The following is a 19,366-nucleotide window of genomic DNA, read 5'->3' on the forward strand; positions in this document are numbered from 1 at the left end:
GGCCGGGCAAGGCAAGGGGGACTCAGGCGAGCGCGGCGGCCAAAAGCCCGGGCTGGCGCGCGGCCAGGGCCGAGTCGGTCGCCTCCCGGGCCGTGTCCGGCTTGATGCCGACGCCGGGGGCCAAGGGGGCGATCCGGTCCCCGTCGGGAAGGGGGTGTCCGGTGCGCTCGTGCACGCAAGCGTCGGCCAAGCCCAGCAGCCGGCAGGGCTCGGAATGCTCCGGGGCGGCGTCCGGGGCGTGGTGCCAGTTGACGGGTTCGGTGAGCCTCGGCGGCAGGTTCCAGGAGGCGAGCACCATGGCCCCGATCAGGCCGTGGTCCAGGCCCCAGTGGAGCTCCTCGGCCTCGTGCCAGGCCAGTGGGCCCGCCGCGACGAGGCGCGCCTCGGCCAGCCAGTCGTCCGGCCGGTACAGGGCCGTGATGAGCTTGCCAAGGTCGTGGAGCACGCCGGCGGTGAAGGCGTCGTCCGGGTCCATGACGCCGGTTTCCCGGGCCAGTTCCATGGCCGCCACGGCAACCGAGAGCTGGTGCTCGAGATAGGGGGAAAGGGCGAAGCCCGGAGGCAGGGGGCGGGCCGAGGCCAGTCCGCGCATGCCGAGCGCCAGGATCAGGCCGCGCACTTCCCGAAGCCCGAGCACGGCCACGGCCCGGGCCACCGTGCCGACCTCGGCCTGCAAGCCGTAAAAAGCGGAATTGGCGAGTCCCAGCATCCGGGCCGAAAGGCCCTGGTCCTCGGCGATGGCGTCGGCGATGGCCTCGAGGGGCGAGGCGCCGTTTTCATCGGTCAGGCGGAACAGTCGGGTGAGCAGGGCCGGGGAGAAAGGCAGGTCGTCGCGGACGGCGGGCAGCTCAAGCAGAAACCGTTGCGCCCGTTCCTGATTCATGACGCCTCGTCCGCCGGATCCCCGGAGTCGGCATCGGCATTGGCCTCGGCGGGGGGCGAGGCGGGGGGCGAGGCGGGGGGCGAGGCGGGGGATTGCGACGGCACGGCGCCCGCCTTGGCCAGGCCCTTTTCCTCGAGAAAGGCGGCAAACCGTCGGGATTCGGCGTTTTCGGGGTTCAGGGCCAGGGCCTTTTGCAGGTACTCCATGGTCTTGGCGTACTCCTTCTTGTCAAAGAAGGCCCTGGCGATGTTGAACATCAGGTTGTCGTCGCGGATGGCCAGTTCCTCGGCCCGCTGGTAATAGGTGAGCGCCTGGTCGACCATTTTGTTCTTGCGCAGGTTGATGCCGAACTCGTTGAACAGGTGCTTGTGGTCCTTTTCGAAGGCGGCGTCGAGGCGCACCAAACGCTTGAAGATGTCGTCGGCCTTGTTGGCCTCGCCCCGGTCGAGGTAGGTCAGTCCCAGGCCGAAATTGGCCCGGATGTTCTCCTCGTCCACGGCCAGGGCCTGGCCGAATTCCAGCTCGGCGCTGAATATCTCGCCTTTCTCCCGGTGCCGCTCGCCCTTCTGGATGACCATGTTGAGTTCGCGCAGCCTCGGGTAGACCGTGGAGACGTAGAATTCCGGCTCCGGGGAGAATTTTTCCAGCAACTCTTCCAGGGTGATGCGGCGTTTGGGGCCGGAGGGGACGTAATTTTTGTTGAGCGGCTGGATTTCCAAAGATCCGCCCGTGTCCTCCTCCACGAACCAGTACATCTTCTGGATGGTGCGGCGGGTGGTGGTGCCCGTGCCCACCTTCTGGATGGCCTGGGTGGAAAAAATGCCCTTGATGCGCTCGCGGGGCTTGCCGGCGGCGTCCGTTGCAGACGAGGCTCCGTTGGCGTGGTCGTTTTCGTGTTGTTCGGTCATGGCGTTTGGGCGATCCGGCTGGAATTTTTTTTCAATTTAACCGGAAAGCGACAGCCGGGTCAACGCGCAAGAAGGAATCGCCCGGATCAGATGGCCGCATCCCACTGGGCCAGCAGTTCGGGGATCAGGTGGGGGTGGCAGCGGGGCCGGCGGCGCTCGGCCATGTAAACGGCGCGCAAGTCGGCGTAAGCCGTTTCCAGCTCGGCGTTTTCCACCCAGTAGTCGAAAAGGGGCGCCTGGGCGATTTCCCTGGACGCGGCGGCGAGCCTGCCGGCCACCACTTCCGGCGAATCCGTGCCTCGGCCGGACAGGCGGCGGGACAGTTCGGCCCGGGACGGCGGGAGGATGAAGACGTAGGCTCCCTGGCCGAGGCTTTGGCGCAGCTGGGCCGCTCCCTGGACGTCCACGTCGAAGAGCACGTCGCGCCCGGCTTCCAGGGCCTGGCGCACCGGTTCCAGGGGCGTGCCGTAGAAATTGCCGTGGACCTCGGCCCATTCGGCCAGTTTGCCGGCCTCGCGCCAGGCGATGAAGGTCTCGCGGGTGAGGAAATGGTAGTGCACCCCGTCCACCTCGCCGGGGCGCGGCGGACGGGTGGTGGCGGAAACGGAAAAGGACAGCACGGGAAATTCGGCGCACAGCCTTTTGATCAGCGTGGACTTGCCCGCCCCGGACGGAGCGCAGACCACCATGAAAAGTCCCAATCGTTTAGACGGCATTGGCGTCCTCCTCCACGGCGAAACGGGCTCCCAGGGTCTCGGCCTGGATGCCGGAAAGAATCACGTGGTTGGAATCGGTGATGATGATGGCGCGGGTTTTGCGGCCCTGGGTCGCGTCGATGAGGCGCTTTTCGGCCCGGGCGTCCTCGCGAAGGCGTCGCATGGGCGAGGACGCGGGATTGACGATGGCCGTGACGCGGGACGCAGCGACGTAGTTGCCGAAACCGATATTGAGCAGCGTTTGGCGCATGGCCTCACCTCGGACACGAAACGTGGGCGACGACGTCGCCGGTTAAAGCGGATATATCGGAAAAAGCGGGCAAAGCAAAAGCCCGTTCCTATTCCAGGTTCTGCACCTGCTCGCGCACCTTTTCCAGCTCCGCCTTGAAGTCCACCACCAGCCGGCTGATGTCCAGGTTCTGGGCCTTGTTGCCGCAGGTGTTGATCTCGCGGAAGGCTTCCTGGATCAGGAAATCGAGCTTCTTGCCGATTTCGCCGCCATCCCGCACGAGCCCCTCCAGCCGCTCCAGATGGCCGGCCAGGCGCGTCATCTCCTCGGAGACGTCGAGCTTGTCGGCCAAAATAGCCGTTTCCTGGAGCAGACGGTCCTGGGTCGGCTCCACGCCGGCCTTTTCCAGCACGGTCGTGATCCGTTCCACGAGCTGGTCCAGCTTTTCGGCCTTGACCGTCGGGGTCAGCGCGTCGATGGCATCGCGCCAGGATTTGAGCGTGGCGAACCGGGCGAGCAGATCTTCGGCCAGGGCCGCGCCTTCCCGGGCCCGGGCCTCGTTGAAGTCGGCCAGAGCCTGGCGCAGGCCGTCGGCCAGGGTGACGAACAGGTTCGGGTCCGGTTCCACGGCCTCCTCCTGCCAGAGATGGGACAGGGAGAGCAGGCGGTTTATGTCCGGGGCGAAAGGCACCTCGCGCTCCTTGGCGAAGGCGGCCAGCTCGTCGAGCATGGCCCCGGCCAGCCCCGTATCGAGCCGGGCCTTCCACATGTCCGCGCGCTTGGGCGTGAATTCCAGATGGATTTCCAGCCGGCCCCGGGCCACGGCCTCGCGCACCACTTTTTCCAGCGCCGGTTCGCTCGGGCGCAGGAAAAGCGGCAGCCGCCACTTGAGGTCCAGAAAACGGCTGTTGACGGCGCGCACTTCCCAAACCTGGGTGAAGGCGTCGGATTCCAGACGGCTTTTGCCGTATCCGGTCATGCTATTGGGCATGGAGGCTCCTTTCATACTGTGCTCATGAAAAATACGTCGGGATTTTCATGAGGAAAATCATTCGGGTAAAGCCTTGTTCGCGAGGCCGGCCGCGCGGCCCTCCCGGAGGTCCCGGCGGTAGCGGCGGCGGATGTCGGTCAGGATCGCCAGCATTTCCAGGGAAGCGTAGTCGGGAAATGTCCAGGGCAGGGTTTGCCAGGAGCCTGCCTGAAAGACAAGCGTCAGATCGCCGAAAATGCCGTCCCCGAGATAGAGGCGGTGGGTGAAGTTCTTGCCCGTGGCCAAAACCAGCCGTTCGTTGGTCACAAGCCCGGGGTCGAAGTTGACCCGGCGGCTCCCGTCGGGGCGAGCGAGCGTCCGCTCCAGGTCGTTGGTGAAAAGCTTGGCCGCGCGCAGTCCCCCCTGGGGAAGGAGGTTGGCGAAGACCAGCATGCGCCGGCTAAGCGGTCCCCGCAGCTCGGCGTCATAATAGTCGGTGAAGGTGAAGGGCGTGGCCTGGGTGGCCAGCTCCACCGGACCGAAGCGCGCTTGCAAGGCCGGTCCGTACCCCGGCCACAAGGCGTCGTGGTCGGCGGCCAGCACCGAGCAGACGAGCTTGCCCGGCAGGGGCTCGTGGGGCGTGCTCATGCCCCGGCCCCGGCCTCGAGCGGGGCCACGAGCAGGAGGTCGCCGTCACGGCCGACCGGACGGGCGCGCACGAGCGCGCCGAGCGGGGCGGCGACGGGCGCGTCGAAGCGGCAATCGACGTACTGGCCACAGGTGCCGACAGCCGGATCGTGGCGTTCCAGAGCCACGACGACGCGCGCCTCGCGGGACAGGCGTTCGCGAAAGGCGGCTTTTTTGGCTGCGGCCAGTTCCCGCAGTTCCCTGGCCCGCTCGGTCTTGACCGCCTTGGACAGTTGCCCGGCCATGGCCGCCGCCCGGGTGCCGGGCCGGCGGGAATAGGGAAAGACATGGGCGTAGGTCAGCGGCAAACCGGAGAGAAAGTCCCTGGTGCGACCGAAGGCGGCGTCGGATTCTCCCGGAAAACCGGTCAGTACATCGCAGCCCAGGCCGAAGGTCGGCCATTTTATACGTATTGCATCCACAAAAGAGGACACCCGGTTCGCGTCGTCCGCCCGGCGGCCCATGGCGACGAGTACTTCTGGGTCGGCGCTTTGCAGGGAAATATGCAGATGCGGGCAGACCAGCCGGGCTGCGGCCAGAACGGAAAGTCCTTCCTCGGTCAGCATGGCCGGGTCGAGGGACCCCAGGCGCAGCCGGACCGTGTCGCCGTAGCGCGGCGCCAGGGCGTCGTCCAGGGCGGCGAGCAGGTCCCAGAAGGACGCCGGCGCCTCCAGGTCGCGGCCGTAGTGGCCGAGGTTGATGCCGGTGAGGCCGATCTCCCGGTGCCCGGCCGTAATGAGCCGTATAGCCTCGGCCAGGATGTCGGGGAAGGGGCGGGAAACCGAGGCTCCCCGGCCGGAAGGCACGATGCAGTAGGAACAGCCGTGGGAGCAGCCGTCCTGGATTTTGACCAGCCCGCGCGCCCGGTCGTAGCCGGTGACGGCAAGGTCGGGAAAAACCGCGTCGGCCCGGGGCGCGGCGTCGTCCGGGCCAAAGGGGCGTCGGGCCAGGCCGGCCTTGTCCGGGACGACGATGACGCCAAGCGCCGCAAAGGCGTCCGGGGCGACCACGGCGGCGCAGCCGGTGACCACGGCCCGGGCCCCCGGGCGCGCCTGTGGGTTGATCTGGCGGGCGAGCTGGCGGGCCAGCCGGCGGCTTTCGGCCTCGGCCCGGGCGGTGACGGCGCAGGTGACCAGCACGGCCACATCGGCCGCCGCCGGGTCGTCCACGCGTGAGAGCCCCGCCTTTTCCCAGGCTTCGGCCAGGGCGCGGCTTTCGTACTGGTTCACCTTGCAGCCAAGGGTCGTGAGCGAAAAACGTTTGGAGTCGTCGAAAGGAAACTGCGGCATGCCCGCGCGCATACCAAAGCCCGCCGGCACAGTCCATGGCGTCCGGGAACGCCTCTTGCTCATGCAAAGCGAAGGGGAAAAACATTCCCTCGGGAGGACCTCATGCATAAGCGGGTAATGATAGCCTATGATATCGTCGTGTTGGCCGGTTTCAGCGCGTATATGGCCTTGACGGTGTGGCGGTTGCCGGAGGAGTTGCGCCAGAGGCTTCTTACGGCGTCCTTGGGGGTGTTGACCCATTTAACGGGTCTTCCGGGATAAAAGGGTTGTACTGGAATTTTGTCCTGGAAAGAGGATAGAGACGCATCCAATTGGGCTTTTTCTTGAAAAAAGGATTATCGCTTTACTTTATTCTACTGAAATATATAATGATTTAGTTGGACTGGTTTTTGAAAAGGAGTTCGGGCTAAGGAATGACAAGAACCATGGCACGCACTTTCGACATCCCCACGTTGTATTCCCCGACCGTTTTTTCCGGGCGGGACATCGCCCTTCCCCTGTCCTGGGGCGTCGGCATATTTTTCCGGACACTTGTGGATCTAGGGACCGGCGATGTCGCCGGCATAGAATCCGTGCAGGCGCAACATGCCGGAATCGGGCTGCCGGAGCGTCGCGTGGACGGCCCCATCGAATGGCTGTCCGCCCTGGAGGCGGATATGGCCGACATCCGGGACGCGGCCGCCCATCTGGTGCGTTGCGACCTGTCCCTCGATCCGGGGCGGATCGCCGCCAGCCTCGGCCTCGACCCCGGCCGCGCGATTTTGATGTTCGACGTGACCGGGCTTTGCGGCGATCCTGGCCGGGCTCTGGATCTGCTGCTTGATTGCAAGCGGGCCGGAGCGCGCATTCTGCTCGACGGCTTCGACCTCGAGAACCCGCCGGCGCGCTTCATGGAAATGCTGCCGGCCGATATTCTGCGCGTGGCCCCCAGGCGCATGCCCTGGCATTGGGACAGGGCCAAGCGCCAGGAGGTTCTGGCCTCGGTGTTGGCTTTCGCCGACAACCTGCTTATGGACGTAGCGGTCGAGGACGTCAGCTCCGGCGGACAGCGGCAGGAATACAAGCGCCTTGGCGTTCGCTATATCCAGGGCTATTGGCGCAAAGACATTACAGACCGTATACCGGAGCCTTTCCGGCCGTAAGCGCCGGGCAGCTACGGTTTTTTGTCTTATCGGCTGCGATGCGGCACGACATGTCGCATGCGGCCTACTGATATCTTGTGAGCTCTTGCCTGCCGAGGCAAACCATCCCGTAGCAGGCGTCTTCGGGCACGTTGTGTATTGTATTATCCAAGCGACGCTGGGCATATCGCAGCGCCGGTCTTTCTTGTCGCTTGCAGAGGCTGTGGTGTCGAAAAGATAAGCCATGACAAAGTCTGTATTTTTTTTAACTTGCCTTGCATATCCCCGTATTGTATGTTTAGAGCAACAGCATGAAGATGTTGTTAACATATATCGTTATGAAGGAGAGGCTATGGAAGACTTTCTGAAAGAAGCGTTGGAGATCGTCAAGGCGCAGGCCAGTGTTCGCAACATGACCGAAGAGGAAATCACCTCCATGGTGCGGCGGCTCTCTGACGACATCCGCGGTATTGTCTCCGCCGGGACCGCCATACCGGGCGGCGAAGCCGAGGCCCCCACGCCGCCCGTCGATCCGAAAAAAGCCGTGCGCGAGCGCAGCATCATTTGTCTGGAGTCCGGCAAGTCGTTCAAGATCCTCACCAAGAAGCATTTGAGCAAGTTCGGGCTTACGCCGGACACCTACCGCGAGAAGTGGGGATACCCCAAGGGCATGCCGCTTGTGTGCAAGGAGCTGCAACGCGAACGCCGCAAGAAGATGAAAGAGATGAGGCTGTGGGAAAAGCGCGTGAAGAACTAGCGCCTGCCCATGTCGCATTCGCTAAAGCCCGGAGAACATCCGGGCTTTTTTTTGCGCGAGAGGTTGCCGTCAGTCATGCTTTGAAAGAGAGCGAAATATCAGGAAACTCATTTTTGTGTCGCGTGGATTCGAAGCGGAATGCGGCGATGCGCCTCCGCTGGCGCGGCATCGGGTTTTCCCGGCCGGCCAGGCCGGAGGGTGCGGCCGGCCGGGAAAAAAAGGGGGGGAGGCGGTTAGCGCAGTTTGGCCGCGGCGGTTTCCACATCCTTGGCGAAACCTTCGCGGGCGGCCTTGATGCGCTCGACCAGGGACGGATCGCCCAGGGCCAGGATGGAGGCGGCCAGCCAGGCGGCGTTTTTCGCGCCGGCGCCGTCCAGGGCGACCGTGGCCACCGGAAACCCCGGGGGCATCTGCACCGTGGACAGCATGGCGTCCAGGCCGCCAAGGGCCGAGCCCGAGGCGGAAAGCGGCACGCCGATGACGGGCTTGACCGTGCGGGCCGCCACGGCCCCGGCCAGGTGGGCGGCCAGTCCGGCGGCGCAGATGAACACCTGGCACCCGGCCCCCTCGCATTCGCTGATCAGCCGTTCGGTGCGCTCCACGGTGCGGTGGGCCGAGGTGACGGTGAAGCGGTGTTCGATGCCGAGCGAGTCGAGCACCTTGGAACAAGGACGCATCTTCTCCTCGTCGGAGATCGAACCGATGAATATGGCGACGCGCATTTAGCGTTCCTCCCGTTTGAGGCCCTTGTCGCCGATGTCGCGGCGGTAAAAGGCTCCCCTGAAATCGATTTTGGCGCAGGCGGCATAGGCGGCGTCCTTGGCCGTGGCCAAGGAGTCGCCAAGGGCCGTCACGCCGAGCACCCGTCCGCCGGAAGTCACGATGCCGCTCCCTTCGCGCCTGGTTCCGGCCTGGTAGACGGTGACGGCCGGATCGGCCTCGGCCGCCTCGATGCCCGTTATGGCCATGCCCTTGGGGTAGCTGCCGGGATAGCCCGGCGCGGCCATGACCACGCACAGGGCGCTTCTGGGCGACCAGCGCACGAGATCCGGCGTCAGCGTTCCGGCCCGGCAGGCGGCCAGGATCGGCGGCAGCGGGCTGTCGAGGCGGGTCAGGAGCGGCTGGCATTCCGGGTCGCCGAAGCGCACGTTGTATTCGAGCACCTTGGGGCCGGCCTCGGTCATCATGAGTCCGGCGTAGAGGATGCCGGTGAACGGATGGCCTCGCTTTTCCATCTCGCGCAAAATGGGGTCGATGACCAGTTCGCAGGTCGCGGCGTAGTCCTTCGCCGGCAGCACCGGCGCCGGGCAATAGGCCCCCATGCCGCCGGTATTGGGGCCACGGTCGCCGTCGAAGACGGCCTTGTGGTCCTGGCAGGCGGTCATGGGCACGGCCGTTTTGCCGTCGCAAAAGGCCAGAAACGAGGCCTCCTCGCCGACGAGCAGCTCCTCGACCACCACCTTGGCCCCGGCCTGGCCGAAGACGCCCTTTACCAGCGCCTCGTCCACGGCGGCAAGGGCCTCGGCCGGGTCATGGGCCACGGTGACGCCCTTGCCGGCGGCCAGGCCGTCGGCCTTGACCACCACCGGCTTGCCCAGCCCCTCGATGTAGGCCCTGGCCGCCTTGGCGTCGGTGAAGGTTTCATAGGCGGCGGTGGGCACGCCTGCGGCGGCCATGACCTCCTTGGCAAAGGCTTTGCTGCCCTCGAGCCCGGCCGCGTAGGCGTCCGGCCCGAAGCAGGCCACCCCGGCCGATTCCATGGCTTCCCGCACCCCCGCCACCAGCGGCGCTTCCGGTCCGGTCACCACGAAATCCACGCCCCGATCCTTGGCCAGGGCCACAAGTCCGGGCACATCCGTGTCGGCGACCGGAACGTTTTCGCCGACAGCGGCTGTGCCGCCATTGCCCGGGGCGGCCAGGACGGCCGAAACATCGGGACTTTTGACAAGCGTGCGGGCCAGGGCGTGCTCGCGTCCGCCCGAGCCGACCACCAGTATGCGCATGCAGCGCCTCCTTGATGCACGAAAAAGGAAGATGGCCCCGACGGCCCCGGGAAGGGGTGGCGCATCCGCGCGGGATACGTCTTGCCGGGGCTCGATGCCCTCGTGTACGGCCGCTTTTCGGAGCGCGCGCCAGGGGGATGACGCAACCTCGTATCCGCCTTGCGCGGGGGAGCGATGGCGTCTTGCCGCCTGCGCCGCGTCCGCAGCCAGAGGCGGAAAATTAGCCGCAATGTCCGCAAAAAGCAAACCGCCGCCGGGGACGCGAACGTCCCCGGCGGCGGCGTCCGTCATGCAAGCGCGGGCGATGCGGCCGGCAGGGCGGCGGTTTGGCCGCTGCCGCTTATTTCCGCCACCAGGGCGCTCAGGCTTTCGGCCTGGGCGGCCATTTCGGCGACGGCCTGGGCGGATTGCCCCATGGCGTCGGCGGTTTCGGCGGCGATGCGGCTTATGGCCTCGATGGAGCGGTTGATCTCCTCCGATGTGGCCGACTGTTGTTCGGCGGCGGTGGCGATGGCCCGGATCTGGTCGCCGGCGGTCTCGACCACGGAGACGATTTCGGTGAGCGCCGCGCCCGAGCGTTCGGCCAGGGCGGTGGCCTGCCCGACCGCTTCGGCCGCCTCGTCCATCATGCGTTCCGTCTCGGTGGTGCCCTGCTGGATGCCGGTGATGGCCTCGCCGACCTCCTTGGTCGCGTGCATGGTCTTTTCGGCCAGCTTCCTGACCTCGTCGGCGACCACGGCGAAGCCGCGTCCGGCCTCGCCGGCCCGGGCGGCCTCGATGGCGGCATTGAGGGCGAGCAGGTTCGTCTGGTCGGCGATGTCGGAGATGACGCCGAGCACCGCGCCGATGCCGTGGGCCTGTTCGCCAAGCCCGCGCATGTTGGCCTTGAGCTTGGCCGCCGCCTCGCTGACCGTGCCCACGGCGGCGACCACTTTGACCACAAGGTCGGCCCCCTCGCGGGCCTTGTCCCGTGTCGTCTCGGCGCCCTGGGCGGTGTCGCCGGCGTTTTTGGCCACTTCCAGGATGGTGGCGTTCATTTCCTCCACGGCCGTGACCGTGTCCTGGACGCGGTTGTTTTGTTCCTGGGCCCCCTGGTTGGCCTGCTCGATCTGGGCCGAAAGTTCCTGGGAGGCCGAGGCCATGCGGTCCGAGGCGACGGCCGCTCTGGAAGCGGCGTCGGAGATGGCGGCATTTTGCGCTTCGATCTGTTGTTGTTGGAGTTTGACGGCGGTCATATCGGTCCAAAAGACCATGCCGCCAAGAAAGTTCCCATCCATGTCGTAGATAGGCGAGGCGTCCACCGCGATGTGATATGTCTTTCCGGAAGGGGCGACCAAGTCCGTGGTTGTGGCGATCTTGATTTTTTCTGTGACGGCTTTATCGACGATCGGGCTTTTTTGGCTGTCGCCCAGAATAAACTGCCCTGAGGACATGCCCACGTAAGACGCCGGCGTGTCCTTTTTTTCCAACAGGTCGCAGGAATGCTGGTTGACCCAGAGGATTTTGCAATCCGCATCAAGAATGGTGGAGGGGAGGGGCAAACTGTTGAGGACGCCTTCGGCGAAGCCGAGCTTGTTTTTCAGCTCCGCCACCATGCGTTCGAGATTTCGGGCCAGCCCGGCCAGCTCGAACCGGAATTTCCCGGACAGGCGCGCGCCAAGATCGCCCCCCGTGACCGCCTCCGTGAAATGCTCCACTTTCATAAGCGGCCGCAGCACCAGGGTCCGGTTGGCCAGGGTGATGCCGACAACCACCGCCACCAGGACCAGCCCGCCGATGACGAGCAGCATGTTGCGTTGGCTGGTGGCCAGGGCCGTCATCTCGGATTCGTAGGCGGTCATGCACACCAGCCAGTCCGTCGCCGGCACCTGGCTTACGGCCATGTATTTGCGTTCGCCTTTCCATTCGTAAGAGACGAGGCCGTTTTTTTGCTCCAGGGCCTGCCGGATGAAGGGCTGGTCCGACAGGTTTTTCAGCAGGACGCTTTTGTCGGTGGCATGGGCGATGATGACGCCCGAGGCGTCGATGACGAATCCGTAGCCGCGATGCCCGAAGCGCAGGGGATCGATGAAGTCCTTGGTGAAGAAGTTCCATTTGGGGCACACGGCCACGCCGCCGAGGAGTTTCCCGTCCTTGGAGCGCACGGCCTTGGCCACGACGAAGATAAGGGTTTCGCCGCTGCGGGCGCTCAGGACCTTGTTGGTGAAGACCATATCCTTGCCGGCGAGCACGCCCCGCACATAGCTGCGGTCGGCCCGGCTGCCGCCGGCCATGTCCTTGCCGGCGGCGTTGAAGCCGGCCACGATCATGCCCTTGTCGTCGAAGGCGAAGATGGCCCAATAGTTGCCGTAGCTTTCGATATAGTTGTGGAAGCGTTCCCTGGCTCGATTCGGATCGCCGGACAGCCCGGCCACCACCGCGTCCTGGGTGGCCAGCGCCCTGGCCACATCGGCCGCGTCCTGGAGATAGAGTTCCAGGGTCCGGGTCGAGGACTTGGCCATCTGGATCAGGGAACCCTGCTCGAGGTCGGTGGCCATGCGGTAGGAGGAACGGGAAACATAGATCACCAGGATGAGGATGGCGGCCAGCACGAAGCCGGCCACGAGCAAGGTGAGAACCGTGTTGACGCTGCCCCTGCGCATGGGTGCCTCCCGGTATGAAAGCCGTGTGGCTTCGGTGCCACGTTCCTGAAGAGGGTTCGTTGTTTGTTGCTAAACCGAAAGAAACGTATCCGAAAACAGTAAACTGTGGCAATAGTGACAACGGTATATGGATTAACGACACGGAAAGAAGCACGCGCGTGGGACAGTCTGGCTCGTGAAAAAAACGCCCGCGCGATCCGGAAGAGCCGGACCGCGCGGGCGTTACCGCGTCGTTGGAGACGCCTTTTCGCGTTATTCGGGCAGGGCGGCGGTTTGACCGCTGCCGCTTATTTCCGCCACCAGGGCGCTCAGGCTTTCGGCCTGGGCGGCCATTTCGGCAACGGCCTGGGCGGATTGCCCCATGGCGTCGGCGGTTTCGGCGGCGATGCGGCTTATGGCCTCGATGGAGCGGTTGATCTCCTCAGATGTGGCCGATTGCTGCTCGGCGGCGGTGGCGATGGCCCGGACCTGATCGCCGGCGGCCTCGACCACGGAGACGATCTCGGTGAGCGCCGCGCCCGAGCTCTCGGCCAGGGCGGTGGCCTGCCCGACCGCTTCGGCCGCCTCGTCCATCATGCGTTCCGTCTCGGTGGTGCCCTGCTGGATGCCGGTGATGGCCTCGCCGACCTCCTTGGTCGCGTGCATGGTCTTTTCGGCCAGCTTCCTGACCTCGTCGGCGACCACGGCGAAGCCGCGTCCGGCCTCGCCGGCCCGGGCGGCCTCGATGGCGGCATTGAGGGCGAGCAGGTTCGTCTGGTCGGCGATGTCGGAAATGACGCCGAGCACCGCGCCGATGCCGTGGGCCTGCTCGCCAAGCTCGCGCATGTTGGCTTTGAGCCTGGCCGAGGCGTCGCTGACCGTGCCCACGGCAGCGACCACCTTGACCACGAGATCGGCCCCTTCGCGGGCCTTGTCTTTGGCCGTCTGGGCGTCCTGGGCGGTATCGCCGGCGTTTTTGGCCACTTCCAGGATGGTGGCGTTCATCTCCTCCACGGCCGTGACCGTGTCCTGGACGCGGTTGTTTTGTTCCTGGGCCCCCTGGTTGGCCTGTTCGATCTGGGCCGAAAGCTCCTGGGAGGCCGAGGCCATGCGGTCCGAGGTGACGGCGGCCTTGGACGCGGCGTCGGCCATCAGCGCGTTCTGGGCGGCGATGCGCTCCTGTTGCTCGTAGATTTCCGTCTGGTCGGTCCAAAACGAGATCGATCCGAGCACGTTGCCGTCCATGTCGTAAAACGGCGTCGTGATGACGCTCACATGCAGGTTCTTGCCCGACGGAGTGGTGTATTCGCTTTGGGCGGTGATGACGCGGCGTTCGCTGATGGCCCGGTCCGAACGGGTTTCCTTGGTCGCATCGTTCAGGAAGAATTGGCCCGAGCGCTGTCCTTTGTAGCTTTCCGGCGCGTTGGGTTTCTCCAGCAGCCCACACATCTGTTCGTTGATCCAGAGCATGGTGCAGTCCGGGGCCACGATGCCGCAGGGGGTGGGGATGCCCTTCATGACGCCCTCGGAGAAGCTGAGCTTGTTTTTGAGCTCCGCCACCATGCTCTCGAGGTTTGTCGCCAGTTCGGCCAGCTCGAACCTGAAGTTACAGGAGAGGCGCGCGGTCAGGTCGCCGCCCGCGACCTTTTCGGTGAACCGGCCGATGGCCGTCAACGGCGAGAGCACCACCAGCTTGTTGAAGACGATGATGACGGCCGCAACGACAAGCAGCACGATCACGCCGACCAGGAGCAGAATGTCGCGCTGTCCGGCGGCCAGGTTCGACATCTCGGATTCCGCGGCGGACATGCAGACCGTCCAGCCCGTCTGGGGAACCTCGGCCACGGCCATGTACTTTGTTTCGCCCTTGAACTTGTAATCGATGATGCCGTTTTTGAGCCGCGCCGCCTGCTGTCCCCGGGTCCGATCGATCGTCGTGGAAAGAATCCGTGATTTGTCCAGGGCATGGGCGATGGTATAGCCCTCGGTGTCATAGATGAATCCATAACCGGTTTTTCCGAATCGGACGGGATCGATGTATTTCTTGGTGAACTTCAGCCAATCCGGGCACAGGATGATGACGCCCACGGTCTTGCCGCCAGCATCCGTCACGGCCTGGGCCACAACGAACACCATGGCCCCGCTGCTCTTGCCCTTGATGAGCTTGTTGCTCACGAAAGCCTTCTGGCCCGCCATGACGGCCTTGAAGTAGTCTCTGTCGGCATACGAGGCGGCCAGGGCGCTGCCGCCCTTGATCGCGCCGGCCACGGGCTTGCCGTCGGCTCCGAGGAGTATGGCGGAGTGCAGGCTATCGGAATTGTTGATATAAATTTTAAACAAATTGCGGGCGCGTTCCGGAGAACCGTTTAAAGCCTCGGTCATGGTCGGGAGGGTGGCGAGATTCTCAGCGGCATCCTTCATGTTTTCGATAAACATTCCGAGGACATCGGCCGAGCTTTTCGCCGACTGCTGAAGGGCGTTTTTTTCCAATGTTGTCGAGATGGAGAACGTCGATATGGAGACGTACACGATCAATGCGGCGATGCCGGCAAAAAGCGAGATAACGACAGCGATGGTCAACACGGCGTTGATGCCGATGCGGCGCATGGTCTACCTCCTTGGATATGCAGCGGGGAATATCAATGCCTATCGGTTGCAAAGCAAAAAAAACTATGGGGACATGTCGTGGGGCCTCACGCAGCGTGTGTTATTGATATATAGTGTGTTCTATAGGCGTTGTTGTCGTAGTGGAGAGTTCTTTAAGCAAAGAGTTGGCTTAGAATTACCGGAAGTCATTCGAAGGTCAAAGCCTAAAGTGCCGCTGAGGCTTTTTCCCTACTATGCCGCCATGGCGGCATAAGGTTTTCAACAAAGCACAATGGAACGGGAATGGAGGGTTGTCTCCCCGGCAGGGAGGAGTTTTATATGGGGAGGGCTGGGATTGGCGGCCATGCGGCGCGGAATGGAAACGGCGCTATGGCCCGGGGAAGCGCGCGATCGTCCGGCTTCTGGGAAAGGACGGCTACGTCCGTATGGCGCATAACCGGCGTCGGGCTGTACAGGGGGGGCGGGCTGCGCTAGAAAATGACAAACAGATGCCTCACGCGCGACCTGTCCCATCATCCAGGAGGCCCTCATGAGCAACGGCGCTTTCCTGCTCGTCTTTATCGCCCTCGGCTTCGTCATTCTGATGTATTTCAACAGACGGGCCAAGAACTACCGGGACCGCCATCCGGGCAAGAGCAATCCCATCGACTATTGGCTGACCGGAAAGATCGACAAGGACAACAAGGACGACAAGGATGATCTGTAACCCGGCGGGGCGGTGCGCCCGGTCCGATCGGAGGGCTGGGCAGCCTGGCGGGTGCGTCACGGAGGCGCGGAGGGAACGATGCGTATCGATGCGGCGAAGTTTTTTTCTTTCTCGCCGACCGGGACCACCCAGAAGGTCCTGGAGGGCATTGCCCAGGGCCTTGGCTGGCCCGAGGCCGAAAGAGTCGATCTGACGCGGCCGAAGGCCCAGGCCCAGGGCGTCTGCGACAGCGGCGTGCTGACCGTCATCGGCGCGCCGGTCTATGCCGGCCGGCTGCCGGCCGAGGCGGTGCGGCGTCTGCGTCCGTTGCGGGGCAAGGGCGGCCCGGCCGTGTTGTTCGTTGTCTACGGCAACAGGGCCTATGAGGACGCGCTTTTGGAGCTGTCCAACCTGGCCGTGGAGCTTGGTTTTTTTCCGATCGGGGCCGGCGCGTTCATTGGCGAACATTCCTTCTCGACCCCGGCCACGCCGGTTGCCGTGGGACGCCCGGACGCGGCCGATCTGCGCCTGGCCCGGGAATTCGGCCAGGCCGTGGCCGCCAAGCTGGCCGCCGCGCCGGGGACTGCGGCCATGGACCCGCTGATCGTGCCGGGAAACATGCCGTACCGGGATGGCGCGACAACGGGCGGCCTTGCCCCGGAGACCGTGGCCGACGAATGCGAGCGCTGCGGCCAGTGCGTCACGGCCTGCCCCGTGGGCTGCGTGCACCTGGAAGACAGCGGCGTGGTCACGGACAAGGCGGCCTGCATCCGCTGCTGCGCCTGCGTGAAGGGCTGCCCGACCGGAGCCCGGGTGATGACCGATGCGTCCATACAGGCCATCGCCACGCGGCTGGCCACCAACTGCAAGGACAGGAAAGCGCCGGAGTATTTTGTTTAGGAAGGGGAAAGAGGATGCGAGAGGGGAACCCTTTTTGAAAAAAGGGTTCCCCTCTCGCGCTCTCCCCTCCCAAAAACTTTTAATGGTGACAGGCTCTTCGCGATAATACGCCGTCACCGGTAAAAGTCTTTGGAAAGGGGGCCTGGGGGGGATAACCTTTCTTCAGAAAGGTTTCCCCCCAGGTCTTTTATTTTCCTCCCGGCAGGAATCTGCCGGTCACCGAGTCCGGGTTGGCCATGAGTTCCTCTGGCGTGCCCTGGGCCACGATGCGTCCGCCGGCCTCGCCGCCGCCGGGACCCAGGTCGATGACGTGGTCCGCCGCCGCCACGACGTCGGTGTTGTGCTCGATGACCACTACGCTCGCGCCCTTGTCCACCAGCTTGTGCAGCACCAGGATCAGCTTGCCCACCTCCTGCATGTGCAGGCCCGTGGTCGGCTCGTCGAGGATGTAGAGCGCCCCGGGCAGGCTGCGCTTGCCGAGTTCGCGCGAAATCTTGATGCGCTGGGCCTCGCCGCCGGAAAGGGTGGTGGCCGGCTGGCCCAGGCGCAGGTATTCCAGCCCCACCTCTTCGAGCACGGCCAGCCGCCGGTCGAGCACCGGATAGTTTTCGAAGAACTCCCGCGCCTGGCGCACGGTCAGGTCCAGCACCTCGGCGATGTTGAGCCCCTTGTAGCGCACGTCGAGGGTTTCGCGGTTGTAGCGCAGGCCGCCGCAGACCTCGCAAGTGACGTAGATATCCGGCAGAAAATGCATTTCCACCCGGATCTGCCCGTCGCCGCCGCAGGCCTCGCAGCGTCCGCCCTTGACGTTGAAGCTGAACCGGCCGGGCTTGAAGCCGCGCCGCTTGGCGTCCGGGGTGGTGGAAAAGATCCCGCGGATTTCGTCGAAAACCTTGGTGTAGGTGGCCGGGTTGGATCGCGGCGTGCGGCCGATGGGCGTCTGGTCGATGCTGACGATTTTCTCGACGAGCCCGGCCCCTTCGATGCCGGCGATGGTCCCGGGCGCGTCCACCTTGATGCCCTTGGCCAGGGCCAGGTGCTTGTAGAGCGTGTCCATGACCAGCGAGCTTTTGCCCGAGCCGGAAACGCCGGTGACGCACACCAGGCAACCCAGGGGGATTTCCGCGTCGATCCCCTTCAAGTTGTTGGTGGTCACTCCGCGAAGCACGAGCTTGTCCGCGCCCTGGCGACGGGTTTCGGGCCGGGGGGCCACAGCCTCGCCACGCAGGTACTTGCCGGTAAGCGATTTTTTGTCGGCCAGCATGCCGGCCACGGAACCCTGGTAGACGATCTCGCCGCCAAGGCGTCCCGATCCCGGGCCAAGCTCGATGACGTGGTCGGCACTCCGGATGGTGGCCTCGTCGTGCTCCACCACGAGCACGGTGTTGCCGCGGCCTTGGAGCTGGCGCAGCGTGCCGAGGAGCCGGTCGTTGTCGCGGGGATGGAGCCCGATGCTCGGTTCGTCGAGGACATACGTGACGCCGACGAGGCCCGAGCCGAGCTGGCCGGCGAGCCGGATGCGCTGGGCCTCGCCGCCGGAGAGCGTGGCCATGTTGCGCGAGAGCGACAGGTACTCGAGCCCGACGCCGGAGAGAAACTTCAAGCGGTGGGTGAGCTCCTTGAGCAGCGGTTCGGCGATCAGGGCCTCCGCGCCGGCGAAATGCAGGTCCGTCAGCCACGAAAGCGCCCGGTCGATGGGCATGGAACAAAATTCGTGGATATTTTTTTCCTCCACCCGCACGGCCAGCGATTCGGGCCGCAGCCGCGCGCCCTGGCAGGTGGGGCAGGGCATGGACTGGCGAAAGCGGGCCAGCTCGTCGCGCCAGACCGAACCAAAGGACTGGCCGTGCTCCAGCAGATGGATCACGCCGTCCCAGCCGAACTCCTTGTCGCCGTAGAAAAGCGCCTGCCGGGCTTCGGGGGAGAAGTCGGCCAGTTTCGTTTCCAGGGTGAATCCGTGGCGCGCGCCCAGGTTTTCCAGGCGGCGGGCGTAACGGGCCAGGGCGCGCTCGCTTTTCCAGGGCAAAATGCCGCCCGTGGCCAGGGACAGGCCCTTGTTGGGGGCGAGCAGGGCCGGCTCGAAATAGTCCACCGCGCCGATGCCCGAGCAGGCCGGGCAAGCGCCCTGGGGGCTGTTGAAGGAGAAAAGCTGGGGCGAGGGCTTGGGCACGCTGATCTTGCAGTCCGGGCAGGACGAGGCTGTGGAAAAGACCCGGTCGGCCGTCTTGCCCTCGTGGTCGACCACGACGAGACGGCCGTCGCCCTGGGCCAGGGCCAGCTCCACCGAATCCGACAGGCGCGAGCGGATGCCGTCTTTCACCACCAGCCGGTCCACCACCAGGTCGATGTTGTGCCGCTTGTTTTTTTCCAGCTCGGGCAGGGGTTCGAGGGGCACCACCGCGCCGCCGATGCGCACCCGGGCGAATCCCTGGCTCTTGAGTTTTTTCAGGCGGTCGGCATGGGTGCCTTTCTGGTGCTCGACCAGGGGGGCCAGGAGCAGGATCTTCGAGCCCTCGGGAAAGGCCAGCACGTCGTTTATGATCTCGTCCGCCGTGCGGGCGGTGATGGGCTTGCCGCACTTGGGGCAGTGGGACTTGCCCAGGCGCGCGTAAAACACGCGCAGGAAGTCGTAAATCTCCGTCACCGTGCCCACGGTGGAACGGGGATTTCGCGTGGCGGTCTGCTGCTCCAGCGAGATGGCCGGGGACAGCCCCTCGATCTTGTCCACCTGCGGCTTGTCCATCTGGGGCAGAAACTGCCGGGCGTAGGCGGAAAGCGATTCCACGTAGCGCCGCTGGCCTTCGGCGTAGACGATGTCGAAGGCCAGGGTGGATTTGCCGGACCCCGATGGGCCGCACACCACCACCAGCTTGTCGCGGGGGATATCGAGCGTAAGATTTTTGAGATTGTGCTGGCGGGCGCCTTCAATGTGGATACGGGGAGCCTCGGTCATCATGCCTCCAAAAGCCGTCGCGGCAAACAGGCAAAAT

At 64.8% G+C, this 19,366-nt stretch carries 16 protein-coding genes; 4 read left to right on the forward strand and 12 right to left on the reverse strand.

The annotated features are described in order from the left end of the window. Positions 1–22 precede the first annotated feature (22 nt). From DESFRDRAFT_RS10650 to DESFRDRAFT_RS10680, 7 genes are all read right to left on the reverse strand, one after another. Positions 23–883 (reverse strand): HDOD domain-containing protein, encoded by an 861-nt coding sequence (locus DESFRDRAFT_RS10650; RefSeq protein ID WP_005993769.1) that lies wholly within the window; start codon positions 881–883, stop codon positions 23–25. Then, positions 880–1,791, reverse strand: a complete 912-nt coding sequence (locus tag DESFRDRAFT_RS10655) for a tetratricopeptide repeat protein (RefSeq protein ID WP_005993770.1) — start codon at positions 1,789–1,791, stop codon at positions 880–882. Before DESFRDRAFT_RS10655 ends, DESFRDRAFT_RS10650 begins: the two co-directional genes overlap by 4 nt. Positions 1,792–1,877: 86 nt before the next feature. Continuing rightward, positions 1,878–2,507, reverse strand: a complete 630-nt coding sequence (gmk, locus tag DESFRDRAFT_RS10660; RefSeq protein WP_005993771.1) for a guanylate kinase — start codon at positions 2,505–2,507, stop codon at positions 1,878–1,880. Continuing rightward, positions 2,497–2,757, reverse strand: a complete 261-nt coding sequence (locus tag DESFRDRAFT_RS10665) for a DUF370 domain-containing protein (RefSeq protein ID WP_005993772.1) — start codon at positions 2,755–2,757, stop codon at positions 2,497–2,499. Before DESFRDRAFT_RS10665 ends, gmk begins: the two co-directional genes overlap by 11 nt. Positions 2,758–2,845: 88 nt before the next feature. Continuing rightward, the gene (locus tag DESFRDRAFT_RS10670) at positions 2,846–3,727 is read right to left on the reverse strand and encodes a YicC/YloC family endoribonuclease (RefSeq protein ID WP_005993773.1); all 882 of its coding nucleotides are present in this window, start codon (positions 3,725–3,727) and stop codon (positions 2,846–2,848) included. Between the two features lie 57 nt (positions 3,728–3,784). Then, positions 3,785–4,354 carry a DUF4416 family protein gene (locus tag DESFRDRAFT_RS10675; RefSeq protein ID WP_005993774.1) on the reverse strand — a complete coding sequence of 190 codons (570 nt, stop codon included), beginning with the start codon at positions 4,352–4,354 and terminating at the stop codon, positions 3,785–3,787. Beyond that, entirely contained in the window at positions 4,351–5,682 is a 1,332-nt protein-coding gene (locus DESFRDRAFT_RS10680; RefSeq protein WP_043794580.1) for a MiaB/RimO family radical SAM methylthiotransferase, read from the reverse strand. Before DESFRDRAFT_RS10680 ends, DESFRDRAFT_RS10675 begins: the two co-directional genes overlap by 4 nt. A 425-nt stretch (positions 5,683–6,107) precedes the next feature. Between DESFRDRAFT_RS10680 and DESFRDRAFT_RS10685 the strand changes: the two genes are divergently transcribed. Continuing rightward, on the forward strand, positions 6,108–6,824 hold the full coding sequence (locus tag DESFRDRAFT_RS10685) for an EAL domain-containing protein (protein WP_005993780.1): 717 nt from the start codon (positions 6,108–6,110) through the stop codon (positions 6,822–6,824). 331 nt (positions 6,825–7,155) lie between these two features. Beyond that, positions 7,156–7,560 carry a MucR family transcriptional regulator gene (locus DESFRDRAFT_RS10690; protein WP_005993782.1) on the forward strand — a complete coding sequence of 135 codons (405 nt, stop codon included), beginning with the start codon at positions 7,156–7,158 and terminating at the stop codon, positions 7,558–7,560. Between the two features lie 233 nt (positions 7,561–7,793). On the opposite strand, the gene purE is transcribed toward DESFRDRAFT_RS10690, so the two are convergent. The 4 genes from purE to DESFRDRAFT_RS10710 form a co-directional block, all read right to left on the reverse strand. After that, the gene (gene purE, locus DESFRDRAFT_RS10695; protein ID WP_005993786.1) at positions 7,794–8,282 is read right to left on the reverse strand and encodes a 5-(carboxyamino)imidazole ribonucleotide mutase; all 489 of its coding nucleotides are present in this window, start codon (positions 8,280–8,282) and stop codon (positions 7,794–7,796) included. Continuing rightward, on the reverse strand, positions 8,283–9,563 hold the full coding sequence (gene purD, locus DESFRDRAFT_RS10700; RefSeq protein WP_005993788.1) for a phosphoribosylamine--glycine ligase: 1,281 nt from the start codon (positions 9,561–9,563) through the stop codon (positions 8,283–8,285). Positions 9,564–9,850: 287 nt separating this feature from the next. Next, on the reverse strand, positions 9,851–12,205 hold the full coding sequence (locus DESFRDRAFT_RS10705) for a methyl-accepting chemotaxis protein (RefSeq protein ID WP_005993790.1): 2,355 nt from the start codon (positions 12,203–12,205) through the stop codon (positions 9,851–9,853). A 252-nt stretch (positions 12,206–12,457) separates the two neighbouring features. Beyond that, positions 12,458–14,791: a methyl-accepting chemotaxis protein gene (locus tag DESFRDRAFT_RS10710; RefSeq protein ID WP_005993791.1), complete on the reverse strand. Its 2,334-nt coding sequence runs from the start codon at positions 14,789–14,791 to the stop codon at positions 12,458–12,460. A gap of 529 nt (positions 14,792–15,320) precedes the next feature. On the opposite strand from DESFRDRAFT_RS10710, the gene DESFRDRAFT_RS10720 reads away from it, so the two are divergent. Together DESFRDRAFT_RS10720 and DESFRDRAFT_RS10725 are read left to right on the forward strand one after the other, a co-directional pair. Then, positions 15,321–15,497: a hypothetical protein gene (locus tag DESFRDRAFT_RS10720; RefSeq protein ID WP_005993792.1), complete on the forward strand. Its 177-nt coding sequence runs from the start codon at positions 15,321–15,323 to the stop codon at positions 15,495–15,497. A 78-nt stretch (positions 15,498–15,575) separates the two neighbouring features. Further along, positions 15,576–16,376 carry a 4Fe-4S binding protein gene (locus tag DESFRDRAFT_RS10725; RefSeq protein WP_005993793.1) on the forward strand — a complete coding sequence of 267 codons (801 nt, stop codon included), beginning with the start codon at positions 15,576–15,578 and terminating at the stop codon, positions 16,374–16,376. Positions 16,377–16,563: 187 nt separating this feature from the next. Here the strand turns inward: DESFRDRAFT_RS10725 and uvrA are convergent, their stop codons facing one another. After that, positions 16,564–19,329 (reverse strand): excinuclease ABC subunit UvrA, encoded by a 2,766-nt coding sequence (uvrA, locus tag DESFRDRAFT_RS10730; protein ID WP_005993794.1) that lies wholly within the window; start codon positions 19,327–19,329, stop codon positions 16,564–16,566. Positions 19,330–19,366: the final 37 nt, after the last annotated feature.

This window comes from Solidesulfovibrio fructosivorans JJ] (genome assembly GCF_000179555.1).
GTDB lineage: Bacteria > Desulfobacterota > Desulfovibrionia > Desulfovibrionales > Desulfovibrionaceae > Solidesulfovibrio > Solidesulfovibrio fructosivorans.

Excerpts from the sequence above, each read along its gene's own strand:
- DESFRDRAFT_RS10710 (WP_005993791.1), bottom strand. The coding sequence starts at position 14,791 with ATGCGCCGCATCGGCATCAACGCCGTGTTGACCATCGCTGTCGTTATC.
- DESFRDRAFT_RS10720 (WP_005993792.1), top strand. The coding sequence starts at position 15,321 with ATGAGCAACGGCGCTTTCCTGCTCGTCTTTATCGCCCTCGGCTTCGTC.
- gmk (WP_005993771.1), bottom strand. The coding sequence starts at position 2,507 with ATGCCGTCTAAACGATTGGGACTTTTCATGGTGGTCTGCGCTCCGTCC.
- DESFRDRAFT_RS10680 (WP_043794580.1), bottom strand. The coding sequence starts at position 5,682 with ATGCCGCAGTTTCCTTTCGACGACTCCAAACGTTTTTCGCTCACGACC.
- DESFRDRAFT_RS10670 (WP_005993773.1), bottom strand. The coding sequence starts at position 3,727 with ATGCCCAATAGCATGACCGGATACGGCAAAAGCCGTCTGGAATCCGAC.
- DESFRDRAFT_RS10675 (WP_005993774.1), bottom strand. The coding sequence starts at position 4,354 with ATGAGCACGCCCCACGAGCCCCTGCCGGGCAAGCTCGTCTGCTCGGTG.
- DESFRDRAFT_RS10665 (WP_005993772.1), bottom strand. The coding sequence starts at position 2,757 with ATGCGCCAAACGCTGCTCAATATCGGTTTCGGCAACTACGTCGCTGCG.
- DESFRDRAFT_RS10650 (WP_005993769.1), bottom strand. The coding sequence starts at position 883 with ATGAATCAGGAACGGGCGCAACGGTTTCTGCTTGAGCTGCCCGCCGTC.
- DESFRDRAFT_RS10690 (WP_005993782.1), top strand. The coding sequence starts at position 7,156 with ATGGAAGACTTTCTGAAAGAAGCGTTGGAGATCGTCAAGGCGCAGGCC.
- DESFRDRAFT_RS10705 (WP_005993790.1), bottom strand. The coding sequence starts at position 12,205 with ATGCGCAGGGGCAGCGTCAACACGGTTCTCACCTTGCTCGTGGCCGGC.
- purD (WP_005993788.1), bottom strand. The coding sequence starts at position 9,563 with ATGCGCATACTGGTGGTCGGCTCGGGCGGACGCGAGCACGCCCTGGCC.
- uvrA (WP_005993794.1), bottom strand. The coding sequence starts at position 19,329 with ATGACCGAGGCTCCCCGTATCCACATTGAAGGCGCCCGCCAGCACAAT.
- purE (WP_005993786.1), bottom strand. The coding sequence starts at position 8,282 with ATGCGCGTCGCCATATTCATCGGTTCGATCTCCGACGAGGAGAAGATG.
- DESFRDRAFT_RS10685 (WP_005993780.1), top strand. The coding sequence starts at position 6,108 with ATGGCACGCACTTTCGACATCCCCACGTTGTATTCCCCGACCGTTTTT.
- DESFRDRAFT_RS10655 (WP_005993770.1), bottom strand. The coding sequence starts at position 1,791 with ATGACCGAACAACACGAAAACGACCACGCCAACGGAGCCTCGTCTGCA.
- DESFRDRAFT_RS10725 (WP_005993793.1), top strand. The coding sequence starts at position 15,576 with ATGCGTATCGATGCGGCGAAGTTTTTTTCTTTCTCGCCGACCGGGACC.